This window comes from Thermogladius sp. (assembly GCF_049970955.1).
In the GTDB taxonomy this organism is placed as follows: domain Archaea; phylum Thermoproteota; class Thermoprotei_A; order Sulfolobales; family Desulfurococcaceae; genus Thermogladius.
Window position 1 is genome coordinate 18,665 of the sequence record NZ_JBMFLY010000007.1, and the last position, 9,600, is coordinate 28,264.

Annotated in this window: 9 protein-coding genes and 1 pseudogene; 3 read left to right on the forward strand and 7 right to left on the reverse strand. The window is 57.3% G+C overall.

Annotated features, from left to right (window positions below; genetic code table 11):
- Both ACP5VX_RS02285 and ACP5VX_RS02290 read left to right on the forward strand, forming a co-directional pair.
- Nucleotides 1–2,664: glycoside hydrolase (locus tag ACP5VX_RS02285; RefSeq protein ID WP_428724284.1), on the forward strand; the 2,664-nt coding region annotated here is incomplete at its 5' end.
- A 232-nt stretch (nt 2,665–2,896) separates the two neighbouring features.
- Entirely contained in the window at nt 2,897–3,793 is an 897-nt protein-coding gene (locus ACP5VX_RS02290) for a ribose-phosphate diphosphokinase (protein ID WP_428724285.1), read from the forward strand.
- Here ACP5VX_RS02290 and ACP5VX_RS02295 read toward each other — a convergent pair.
- The 7 genes from ACP5VX_RS02295 to ACP5VX_RS02325 form a co-directional block, all read right to left on the reverse strand.
- Nucleotides 3,728–4,438 carry an energy-coupling factor ABC transporter ATP-binding protein gene (locus ACP5VX_RS02295; protein WP_428724286.1) on the reverse strand — a complete coding sequence of 237 codons (711 nt, stop codon included), beginning with the start codon at nt 4,436–4,438 and terminating at the stop codon, nt 3,728–3,730. The two genes, ACP5VX_RS02290 and ACP5VX_RS02295, sit on opposite strands and share 66 nt — an antisense overlap.
- Complete coding sequence (locus ACP5VX_RS02300) at nt 4,432–5,100, reverse strand: hypothetical protein (RefSeq protein ID WP_428724287.1); 669 nt, start codon at nt 5,098–5,100, stop codon at nt 4,432–4,434. Before ACP5VX_RS02300 ends, ACP5VX_RS02295 begins: the two co-directional genes overlap by 7 nt.
- Before the next feature lies 1 nt (nt 5,101).
- A complete protein-coding gene (locus ACP5VX_RS02305; protein ID WP_428724288.1) occupies nt 5,102–5,383 on the reverse strand; it encodes a PDGLE domain-containing protein in 282 nt (93 codons plus the stop codon).
- The gene (locus ACP5VX_RS02310) at nt 5,380–6,024 is read right to left on the reverse strand and encodes an energy-coupling factor ABC transporter permease (protein WP_428724289.1); all 645 of its coding nucleotides are present in this window, start codon (nt 6,022–6,024) and stop codon (nt 5,380–5,382) included. The genes ACP5VX_RS02305 and ACP5VX_RS02310 overlap by 4 nt, the downstream gene beginning before the upstream one ends.
- A 271-nt stretch (nt 6,025–6,295) precedes the next feature.
- Nucleotides 6,296–7,078: a hypothetical protein gene (locus tag ACP5VX_RS02315; RefSeq protein ID WP_428724290.1), complete on the reverse strand. Its 783-nt coding sequence runs from the start codon at nt 7,076–7,078 to the stop codon at nt 6,296–6,298.
- Nucleotides 7,075–7,851, reverse strand: coding sequence for a hypothetical protein (locus ACP5VX_RS02320; protein WP_428724291.1), 777 nt, complete (start codon nt 7,849–7,851; stop codon nt 7,075–7,077). The genes ACP5VX_RS02315 and ACP5VX_RS02320 overlap by 4 nt, the downstream gene beginning before the upstream one ends.
- A gap of 32 nt (nt 7,852–7,883) precedes the next feature.
- Nucleotides 7,884–8,882 carry an ABC transporter ATP-binding protein gene (locus tag ACP5VX_RS02325; protein ID WP_428724292.1) on the reverse strand — a complete coding sequence of 333 codons (999 nt, stop codon included), beginning with the start codon at nt 8,880–8,882 and terminating at the stop codon, nt 7,884–7,886.
- A 197-nt stretch (nt 8,883–9,079) separates the two neighbouring features.
- On the opposite strand from ACP5VX_RS02325, the pseudogene ACP5VX_RS02330 reads away from it, so the two are divergent.
- Nucleotides 9,080–9,600 (forward strand): annotated as a pseudogene (locus tag ACP5VX_RS02330) (homoserine kinase); the annotation flags it as partial.

The window sequence follows — 9,600 nt, forward strand, 5'->3', positions numbered from 1 at the left end:
GTGGGCTTCGACTGGCCTTACACCTCATGCCACGCGCTCGACCCGGCCGGCGACCTCTTAGACGGTGTACCCGACTGGTCTACTAGCAGAGACCTACTTGCGTGGTACTACTTGGTGGGCACGTCGTACGTCTTCATGAGGCTCGACTTCCTAGACTTATCTTACGGGGCCGAGACGGCTAGTTACGGGAGCGTCAACGACGCGCTCAACATATACATCATGATAGGCTGGGCCGGTGCCCCGGGCTACCAGGCGTGGGTGCCAGACTTCGTCCAGTACCAGGGCTACGGGATCCACCTCCCGGACTACAACTGGGTCCTGGCGATCGCTATATACGACTCGACCCACTACACGGTCTACGACTACAACTGGAACAAGGTGTTGGTTAACTCAGGGTTGAGCGTGGCCTTCAATAGCCAGTGGGACCTCGTGGAGATCGCGATTCCAACGAGCCTATTAGCCCAGTACGGCTGGACCTCGACTACCAGGGTGTGGGCCAAGGTCGCCACTGTGGTGGTTTACAACGGAGTGAGCAAGGTCTCCGACGTAATGCCCAACACTATAAGCGTCGGGAGCGGTAGGGCGGAGTGGAGCGGTGCTGTCTTCAGCGACCAGTACTGCGGCACCGCCAAGGTGGTCGTCGTTCACCACGGCAACCAGCACCTGACCGACAACAGGGCCCTGAACAACCCGTCCAGCATCAACAGCTACGGCTACATCTTGTACGTCCACGACTACTTGACCAACAGGACCGGCCGCAGGATACCCGTGACCATACACATGAGCGGGACGCTCATGGCCAGCTTCTTGTGGTGGGACCCGGGCTTCATTAGCTACATCAAAAACCTGATCTCGAGAGGAGTGGTGGTTCCCATAGGCGGAGTGTGGGCTGAGCACATAACCGCCTACTTCTACGACAACTTCAACGACCCCTCCGCGAACTTCACCAAGTGGTACATCCAGCAGGTGTTCGGGTACACCCCGCTGACGGCGTGGGTGCCCGAGAGGACGTGGGACGACGAGAGGACGGGTATCGCCTACACTCTCAGCAAGTACTACTACGCTGTGATCTTGGACGGCAACACGCACCACGACGATTGGAGCCCCAGCACCAACAAGTACAAGCCCCACCAGTACGACACCACGAAGACGGCGGGTAGAACACTGTACGTCCTGTTCATAGACTGGGACACCCAGCAGCTACTACTCTCGAACACGGACGGTGGGCTGAACATCGACCTGAGGAGGAAGTACATCTGGGCCGCGACCAACAGCGACCAGCAGATGATATTCGTGTACGCCGACGACTGGGAGAAGGCCGCGGGCATAGCGGGGTGGGACCCCTACAACCCTGGCAGGTATAACAACAGCCTGACCTGGATAGCCATGCACCCGTGGATCCAGGTCGTGACAACAGACGACGTAGTCAACTGGTTGAGAAACGGCTACTGGACCCCTGTCACGGGCTTCTACTGTGGTTACGACACCTACGCATACCTAAAGACGTGGGTGCACGACTACCCCTACGACTACAGGAGGGCCTACGACGGCTGGTACTGGGGTACCTCGACCGAGAAGAGCTTCGCGTGGTATGGTAGCGGGCAGACCTCCCCCAACTACGTGCTACCCGACACTATCATGCCCTTCGGGGACGTTTTCGGCAAGACCAGCTTCAACGGGTCGCCGAACAACACCGTGATCTACAGGCTACTGGCACCAGGAGGGCTGTTCGACTCCACCCCCAAGAACGAGCTGTGGTGGCTCGCGCTAGCTGTAGCTAACGCCATGCTGTACGAGACGGCCTGGCACGACGGGGGCGACTGGGACAAAGACGGCATGTACGACGTAGCGGGCTGGGGCCTGAACGTGTGGAACCACCTGCGGCTCGTCAACGTCCTTCTGCAGGCAGCTAAGTGGCTGGACTCGACCAGGAAAGGCCTGGTAACCCAGGCCTCCTACATGATCGGCGACTTCGACTGGGACGGGAGGAACGAGACGATTATATACAACCCGTACATCTTCGCCTTCATAGACGACAAGGGCGGCGCCGCGCCCTACGTGTTCATGTACAACAAGACCAGTAACAAGGTCTTCATGGGGGTAGGTGCCCCCGCAGTCTACTGGGGTACCTGGAGCGACATGTGGTACGGTGACAGCCATGTCGGGCTGTTCGCCGACGACTACTTCGCGGCGACCGGGAAGAACTACTACAACACCAGGTACACGATCGCGTACGCTTACTACGACTCCGTTAACGGGAGAGTCGTGGTCAGGCTCAACGCCCCCGACCTCGACGGCGACGGCTACCCCGACTTCTACAAGTACTACGTCTTGTACAACACTGCTAACTACATATACGTGGACTACCTTGGAGTCAAGAAGAACGGGACTCTGTACACGGCTATAGGCTACTCCGTGGACTTCTTCAACAACCTCTTATACGGTAACTCTCTAAGGCAGGTCAACTCCCCGACCTCCACTTACACGTTCGGGTACAAGAACCTCAGGACGGGGGCGTACGTATATGTTACGCCAATACAGGGGATGACCTGGACCGGCTCGCAAGACCTCGTCAAGTACACGATGCAGTACAGGGCGAAGATCGCCGTGTCTGTTAACACGGCTGTCTGGGCTTACGCAAAGGTCACCCTGGGATACAACTGATTTTTCCCCAAACCCTGTACACCTCCACTCGGCATTACGTCGGCTTAGCACACCGACTTTGAGAGGGGCCAAGCGTAGCTCAGACACAGCACTGCGTTGAGACACCAACGGGGGGTATGTTACACGTCTACCGGTCCTTTCGGCTACTACTATCCAAAGCCGGGCTTCTACGCCCCGACCAGCGTTTATTAGTCCCCCCTCGGGAAATCTGTTATTAAAAGAGTGTGGGACTTTGAAACCGCTTGTTCTAGGGGGCAGAAACGGGGACTACCTCGCAGTGGAGATAGCCTCGCTAAAAGGCTTTGAACTGGGGACTGTGGAGGTAAAGAAGTTCCCCGACGGCGAGACCTACATACGTGTACTGAGCGACGTGCAGGGGAGGGACGTGGTCTACGTCAACTCGCTTCAGAGGGAGCCCAACGAGGCTATTATCGAGACCCTCTACACACTCGACACCCTCAGAGACCTGGGGGCGCGGAGGGTCGTCGCCGTCATCCCCTACATGAGCTACGCCCGGCAGGACAGCAGGTTCAACCCAGGCGAGGCGGTGAGCATACAGATCCTTGCCAAGCTGTTCAAAACGGTCAGCGTCGACCACATCGTGACCGTGGACATGCACCTCCACAGGATTAGCGACCCGAGCTCTCTGTTCGGAGCCAACTTCCACAACATAACCGGTGTCAGGGAGTTGGGCAAGTACTTGAAGAAACACTACTCCCTGACAAACGCCGTGGTGATAGGCCCGGACGAGGAGGCGGAGCAGTGGGCGAAGGTGATGGCGGAGGAGCTCGGCGGCCTGGAGTACAGCGTGTTGGAGAAGACCAGGCTGACAGCCGAAAAGGTCGTAGTAGAGGCGAGGGGGGTTAAAGTCGAGGGTAAGGACGTGGTGATAGTCGACGACATAATCAGCACTGGAGGGACGATCGTCGAAGCCGTCAAAGCCCTCAGAAGCCTAGGGGCTAGAGACTTCTACGTCGCAGCCGTCCACCCTCTCCTGGTAGGAGACGCCTACAGCAAGTTGATGAGACTCGGCCTAAAAGAGCTCGTGGGCACGAACACCGTTCTAAGCCCTATCAGCAGGGTCAGCATAGCACCCGCTATCGTTGAGGCCCTGGACAGGATCCTCTAGAGATTTTTTACTCCCCAGGTCGACAACCCTACTGGCAACCCCCGCCAGCTCTGGAGGGGGCTCGTGCGAGGCCAGGAGCACGCCGGAACCGCTCCTCACAGCCTCCTTAACGACACACGCGACTCTCTCCCGCGCCCTACGCGAGAGCCCTTCAAAGGGCTCGTCTAGTAGGAGTATCTTAGGCCTGTACGAGATGACGGAGGCGAGGGCGACCAACTTCTTCTCGCCGTAGCTGAGCTCTTGAACCCTCCTGTTCAAGAACGTCTCCGGCAGCCCAACGGTCCTGATCGAGTCTCTGGCCACCTTGTCGATCCAGCTCTTGTCCCTGCTGAGCTGCCTTGGTACAAACGTGACCTCGTCGTAGACGGTTGGGTTGAACAACATGACCTCCGGGTTCTGGAACAGAAGCCCGATGTGCCTCCTAGCCTCGGGTAGCTGCTTTTTCAGCGGCCTGCCCTCGAACTCGACGGACCCCTTCTGCGGCTCGAGGAGGCCGGCCGCGATCAATAGCACAGTGGTCTTACCCGAGCCGTTTGGGCCCGTCAACAACACTAACTCGCCACCGCCCACTTCGAGGCTGAAGTCTTCGAGGACGTAGGTCTTCGAACCCGGGTACTTGAACCAGACGCCGGACAGCCTCAGCAATTCTCAACACACCTGGACTCGTACGCCTTGACCAGGTCTCTTGATACCACTGTGAACTTCCCTATTATGTCCGCGATCGTCATGGCTAGGGCTCTCCAAAGGGTAGACCTCGCCCTCGACACGACCCTCGACTCGCGTGCAGCTAGGTAGTCCGCAAAGACTACCGTGAGGTGCCTGGTGTTGAGTAAGAAGAAGTCGACCTTGCTAACATACCTGCTGAGTACTCTACTACCTCGGAGGCTCGCCGATATGCTGGCCCAGCCAAACCCTGTGAGGGAGACTATTAATGGCATCGGAGACAGCGCGACGCGAGCCACGAAAAACGCGAAAACCTGCGTCCGCGACTCCACTGGCACGGGGTACTTAAGCGCATCAAACCCCGTGAAAAGAATGGGTACACCGGGTACCAGCGCCAATAGCAGCGTTATAGAGGTTATACTCAGCAAAGGCTTCAGCCTGGGCCTCAGTACAATACCCCACGTGATGGAGTAGAGACCACTTGCTATCCAGAGAACGGGCGAGTTGAGGACGGCCGACGTGAAGGAGAGTGCCAGGGACATTAAGAAAAAAGCTCCCGGGTGAGGGAAAGACTTGTCCGTGCCCGCGTACGCCTCGTCGAGAACCCTCGACGCGGCTTTCAAGAACTCGGATAGCAAGCTCACGCTACTTCTTCCTCTCTGCTACTTTACGTAGCAGCAGCCCTATAGAGTAGATCAAGGCGACTCCGAGTACTCCGGAGACTATGTAACCAAGCCATTCGGGCAGGCCTGGTACTGTGTAGTCCTTTAGGAAGGTCCAGTTGATCTCGTCAGAGATGTCTGTCAAGTTCAGTTTTTCGCCCGCGATGTCCAGGGGTTCGTGGTACCCCACCATGTTAGCCAGGTAAACACCGAATACCGGCGATAACAGCAATAGCACTACCAGTAGTACTACCGATTTCTTCACGACTTGATCACCTCGGGGTGCCTGAGTTTCAGGTAGTAGACGACCAGCCCTGTTATAACCCCCTCGACAACCCCCAGGGCAGCGTGCCAGCCGCCCATTATCGGTACGGTTATGAATACGCCGTAGGGGAACGACGGTGAGAGCCCGATCTCCACACCGCAGGCAATACCCGCGAGCGTCAGGCCGAGCCAGCCGCCTATAAGCCCTCCGACGAACCCGGACTCGGCGTCGCCTAGCCTCGGCGAGAGGGCCTTGTACGCTAGCCTGTAGGCCAGGTAGCCGGCCCAAACGTCTATTATAGCCATGTTGATGACGTTGGCTCCCAAGGCAGTTATACCACCATCGTGGAAGACAAGGCACTGGACTAGGAGAACTATTGCGATGACCAGGCTGCCTTTGAAAGGCCCGAGAATAATACCGGCTAGGGCCCCTCCAACGAAGTGGAGGCTGGTACCTCCTGGTATGGGCCAGTTCAGCATCTGCGCGACGAAGATGAGCGCTGCCAACGCCGTCGCCTCGGAGACCTCGCTGGGGGAGAGCCTGAGCTTTTTGAGCTTGGTGGAAGCGATGAAGTATATGCCCGCTAACGCGTAAGTCGCTAGACTAGACCACAAGTCCAAGTAGCCGTCGGGTATGTGCATCCGAGTGCACCAAATAACGGGATTGAGTGCACCTTTAAAAACGGTGCGGTAAGTAGACCTAACAGTCTTCTTCTCGGACAGGCCTCACTACTACACGGGGGAGTCCGCCCCCTCCCGCGCTTTGTGGACTAAGGGAGAGGGGGCGGTCGAGTCCGCGAGATCGCCGCGCCACCCGTCTCCACGTGGTATGAGGGCCGGGTACGTTTTTGTAGCCGCGAGCGCTGGAGGGCTGGTCCAAGCCGACTTGCACTATGTTGCGGGCGGGGGGCTGCTAGTACCTCGTCTCGACCCCGAACTTCAAGAAGTGCTTCTCGACAAGCCTTGAAGCCAGGAGTGATAGGAGTAGGTATGATATGACGGCCGGTATACTCATTGACACGAGTAGGCTAGTAGAGATCGTGTTAGACCCGAAGGAGGCCCTGAGCAGCTCCACCGCCACGAGGCCCGGGACTAGGAGTGCCATGTACTGTTCAGGCAGGTATCTTGGGGGTAAAAAGAGGACTACTACGAACAATATTTGGATGACCTGGCTCACGGCCCTCGCAAGCGGGTTTTTCAAGTAGAGCAGGCCGATCAACGAGGCCATTAGTAGGTCCGAGGCCATTAAGACGGGTATAGACAGTGCGAAGAGCGCCGCATTCAGCCTGAACAGCCACGTGGGTGCTATACCTAGGTACCATGATAGCAGGAGGGCTGAGAGCAGGAACGGCGCGAAGCCGACTACCAGGAAGTCGAAGGGGAAGGTGGCAGCCGCGTATTTCCATAGCGTGATGTTTGCCAGTCTTAGGTCGTCTAGCTCCCCGCCCTCGCTCAACCACGTGACGTACTCCTGGCTCTGCCCTATACTCAACAGCACGATGTTCACCCCGATAACGGGAGGGGTCAAATAGAGCAATGCTGAAAGCGGGTCGCCACTAAAGAGCACGGAGGGTGCCAAGAACAACGTCATCCAGAGGAGCGCGTTTAGCGTGGAAGACAGGTAGCTCGTCAAGTGCATCCTAAACATCCCGTAGCCCACTAGCAGAGACCTTCTAACTTCTCTGACGAGGCTCATTTCCTGACAACCCTGTCCACTCTATTTATCGCGAGAACGGAGACCGTCACGTAGAGTGCGTAGATGGCAGTTAGGAAGAGCAGGTACTGGGCTATCCTCGACTCGTCGAAGAGCAGCGTGATCCACTGTAGTGCCTCGACAACAAAAGGCACCGGCGTGATGTAGCCTACGACTCTCAAAGCCAGCGGTATCATGCGGACAGGTATGTAGACACCGCTCGAGGCGAGTATGACCGGCGGTAACAGCTGCGCTATAGACCACGGCCTTCTGACGTCGACAAAGTATATCACTGACAGCCCGACTATGCTAGCCAGAAGACCGAGCGTCACCCCGGCGGGGACAAGTACCATAACCACCACGAGGTACGTGATCAGTCCACTGGCCCCTTTCAACGCCCCGAGAACTGGGAGGAGGTATATCGAGGATAGCAGGGTGTTCACGATGGACCTCACCACGGCGTTGACCACGATGTATTGCGTCAGACCAGTGGCCTCAAAGATCAGCACCGTAGACTCCGCGATCTTGAACTCGTAGTAGAGGGTGCCCACCATGTCTCCAATGATTATCGCGACGACGCCCAGCAGCGCCGACAAGACCATCGAGAATACGAGCAGGTCTGTGAAGGCCGGCCTTACCCCGAAAAGCTCCCCCGCCTTCGATACCACGCTCTGCGAACCGTAGATGTAAGCGGGCGTCAATAACACGCCGACGGCGAAGCCGACCTGGGTCAACCACAGACCGAGGTAGTCGGAGAAGTACCTCTTAAACCACAAAGCCTCCCTGTATACCGTGGCTTTAAAGAGGTTCAGGACCGTGGCCGGTCGCCCCCGACTACCGCTAGGTATGCGTCCTCCAACGACGGCTCTGCGATAGAGAAGTCGATCAGTGGACGGGGGTCCTCGCTGAGGATCCTCGTAATGGTCTCCATAATCTTATCTCTCGGGTCTCTAACGTAGACCCTGACGGCCACTTCCCCGCTACTCCTCGAGACCTCCGTCCTAGCCACCTGCAGGCTCGACTCTATGTGGGCAAGGTACTTGCCAGAGCCCTCTTCGCGGAGTTTTAGGTACAGGATGTTGACGAGGCCCAGCGACCTCTTCAAGTCCTGGATACCGCCTTGAGCGACGACGACTCCCCTGTTTATTATTGTAACCTCGTCGGCTATCTCCTCGATCTCTCTCATGTTGTGCCCCGTGACCAGTATCGTCTTCCCCGCCCTCGCCGACTTGACCAGCATATTCCTGACCTCCATAGCGCTGGGCACGTCCAGGCCTAGTGTGGGCTCGTCCAGCAGCAAGACTTCCGGGTCTGTGTACAGCGCCTTCGCCAGGCTCAGCTTAGCCCTCATACCCAGGCTGTACGAGAAATAGGGTTTCTTGAAAGCGCTCTGCTCATCTAAGCCGACCAGCTCGATCACCTCTCTCGCCCTCTTTCGCGCTTCCTCCATCGAGAAACCCTTCAATAGACCGTAGAAGACGAGGTTCTGGAAGCCCGTGAGAGACCCGTAGAACCCCTTACTCACGTCTAGGACTACCCCGATGATCTCCCTTACCCGACTAGCCTCCTTAACGGCGTCGTACCCACCCACGTATACAGCCCCGCTGTCAGGGGCTAGAAGGGTGGCTACGATCTTGATTAACGTTGTTTTGCCTGCCCCGTTGGGGCCTAGTAGAGCGTGAATCGTGCCTTTGCGAACCCTGACGGTAACCCCTTTCAACGCCTCGACAACCGCCCTACTCCGCAACCCCACTCTCGGGCGGTAGGTCTTCCTCACGTCGAGGACTTCAATAGCGTACTTAAGCATAAGGTGCTCCGAGAAGGGGTTATCGACCGAGCGAGTTAAATACATAGCTCACAGAATGTGAGCCTAGACAAGGGTATGTTGCTACGTTTGATGGATGGGAATTATGTGGGGTGTTTGCCTAAACGGGTAAGGTTTTTAAGCCGCCGCGTAAGTAGTCTCTCTAAACGCTTAACGAGGTGAAACGTAGTGCACCCTATGTGTGTGATCGTGAAGCCGTAGTCAAGTCTCCCGGTTCTATAGCAAACCTGGGCCCCGGGTTCGACGTACTCGCCGTGGCGTTGTCGGGTCTACACGACCTAGTCCGCGTCAAGGTCTCGCCGGGTAGCGGTGTAGTGCGGGTATACTCGGACGTACCGGTGCTCGCCGGCAGTAGCAACAACGCCTACGCTGTCGCCGTGAAGTCCCTCGAGAAGTTCAAGTGGCTCAGTTCATGCGACATCGAGATCTACGTGAGGAAGGGCGTCCCCGTCTCAGTCGGCCTGGGGAGCTCTGGCGCCACGGCGGCCGGAGCCGCGTTCGCGCTGTCTCTCATCGCTGGCTCTGTAGACGAGGAGACGGTACTGGGGCTAGCCGGTGAAGGAGAGAGGTTTGTCTCGGGGGTAGCCCATTACGACAACGTGGCAGCTAGCCTGCTGGGGGGTGTCGTTATAGTCGATACGAAGTACAAGAAGGCATACAAAATCGAGGTTCCGAGAGAGATACACGTAGGTGTGGTTAT